The following is a 1,858-nucleotide window of genomic DNA, read 5'->3' on the forward strand; positions in this document are numbered from 1 at the left end:
GCGCCCATGCCGCCTTCCTCGCCTGGCTGCGGCTCTCGGCCGGCACCGATAGCCTGCGCACGCCGCGCCTGGCCCATGCGGTGCGCGACCTCTACCACGCGCTCTACCGCGCCGAGGCGCCGGCCTGGAAGGGGCGCGACTTCCTCTCCCGCCTTCCGCGCCAACACGCGGCGCGCGCAACGACCGGGCGCGCGGCGCGCCGCGCCCGCATCGATCCGCTCTATCCTGCCGGGTAGGCCGGCGCCTGCGGCAGCCAGAACGAGAAACAGGCGCCGCGCCCCGGAGGACTCGCCACCGCCATCACCCCGCCCGCGCGCTCCACCAGGGTATAGCTGATGGAGAGGCCGAGGCCGGTGCCGCCCTGCGGCTTGGTGGTGAAGAACGGGTCGAACACCCGCTCGATGCGTCCCGGGGGAATGCCGCCGCCGGTGTCCTCCACCTCCACCTGCACGCCCGGCCGGCCGTTGTGGGCGGCATCGAGCGTGCGCAGGATCAGCGTGCCGCCGCCGGGCATGGCGTGAATGGCGTTGACCATCAGGTTGATGAGCACCTGCTGCATCTCCACCCGGTTCATGAGCACCAGGCGGCGCGCCGCGTCCGCGCGCACCACGGCGATCTCGCTGCGCGAGAGCAGATGCTGCACCAGAACCAGAGCGTCGGACACCACGTCCCCGGCGGCCACCGGATCGAGATGGCCGGCGAACTCGGCGGGACGGGCGAACTGGAGCAGCTTCGAGACGATGATGGTGATGCGGTGGACCTGCTGGTCGATGAGGTTGAACTCGGTCTTGACCGGCGCCGCCGCGACGCCGAGCACCTCGCGCGCCACGTCGAGGTTGCCCTGGATGACCGCCACGGGATTGTTGATCTCGTGCGCCACCCCGGCGGTGATCTCGCCGATGGCGGCGAGCTTCTCCGACATTACGAGCTGGCGCTGGGTCTCGGCCAGTTCCGCATTGGCCGCACGCAGTTCCGCGGTGCGCTCGGCGACGCGGCGGTCGAGTTCTCCGGTCCAGCGCCGGAGCTCGGCGTCGCGCTGCTGGAGCAGGTCGAGCATGGCATCGAGATGGTGCGCCACGCGGCCGATCTCGTCCTCGGTCGCGGCGACGCCGGTGCGGGCGGAGAGCTGGCCCGCCTCCACGCCGGCGATGGTGGCGTTCATGGCCTCGATGGGCCGGAAGATGGCGGCGGACCAGCGCAGCAGCACCGGGATCGCCACCAGCGCCACCAGCAGGAAGCCGATCCCGACCGCCATCAGGCTGGTGCGCTTCAAGGCGAGGAACGGCGCTTCGAGGAAGCCGACATACAGCATGCCGATGCGCCGGCCGCGACTGTCCACCACCGGCTCGTAGGCCGAGATGTACCAGTCGTTGACCACGAACGCGCGATCGCGCCACACCCGGCCCTGGCCGAGCACCGCGTCCCGCACCTCCTGCGAGACGCGGGTGCCGAGCGCGCGCCGCCCCTCGAACAGGCGCACGTTGGTGGAGACCCGCACGTCCTCCACGAACAGCGTGGCGGTGCCGGCGGAGCCCTCGGGCAGGCTGCCGGAGCCGTAGACCAGGTCGTTGATGGTGTCGATGAAGTCGAGGTTCTGGTTCAGCAGCGTGCCGCCCATGAGCGCGCCGTGCCCGCCCGCACCGGCGGTCAGGACCACCGGCCGTACCCGACTGCACCACCATGCCCCGGTCCTCGGCCGCGCGCGGTCGGCGCCGCGCCGGACGTCGGCACGAGGGCGATGTGCGCGCGCCGCGCCAGGTCCGGCGCGAGCCGCTCAAGCTCGGCGGCACCGAAGATGTCGATCTCGGTGGAGGCATCGCCCGCCAGGGCCCGTGTCTCCACCGGCCACAATTCGCCG

At 72.1% G+C, this 1,858-nt stretch carries 3 protein-coding genes; 1 reads left to right on the plus strand and 2 read right to left on the minus strand.

The genetic code is table 11. The annotated features are described in order from the left end of the window. On the plus strand, positions 1–236 hold a 236-nt coding region (locus AC2W7M_RS24635), incomplete at its 5' end, for a hypothetical protein (protein WP_486135665.1). Here AC2W7M_RS24635 and AC2W7M_RS24640 read toward each other — a convergent pair. Both AC2W7M_RS24640 and AC2W7M_RS24645 read right to left on the minus strand, forming a co-directional pair. Next, positions 221–1,657 (minus strand): sensor histidine kinase, encoded by a 1,437-nt coding sequence (locus tag AC2W7M_RS24640; RefSeq protein ID WP_486135667.1) that lies wholly within the window; start codon positions 1,655–1,657, stop codon positions 221–223. The two genes, AC2W7M_RS24635 and AC2W7M_RS24640, sit on opposite strands and share 16 nt — an antisense overlap. Further along, a partial coding sequence (locus tag AC2W7M_RS24645) for a hypothetical protein (protein ID WP_486135669.1) occupies positions 1,648–1,858 on the minus strand: 211 nt, incomplete at its 5' end. The genes AC2W7M_RS24645 and AC2W7M_RS24640, both read right to left, overlap by 10 nt.

The sequence above is a fragment of the Xanthobacter sp. BG11Y11_SDJG genome (assembly GCF_057364445.1).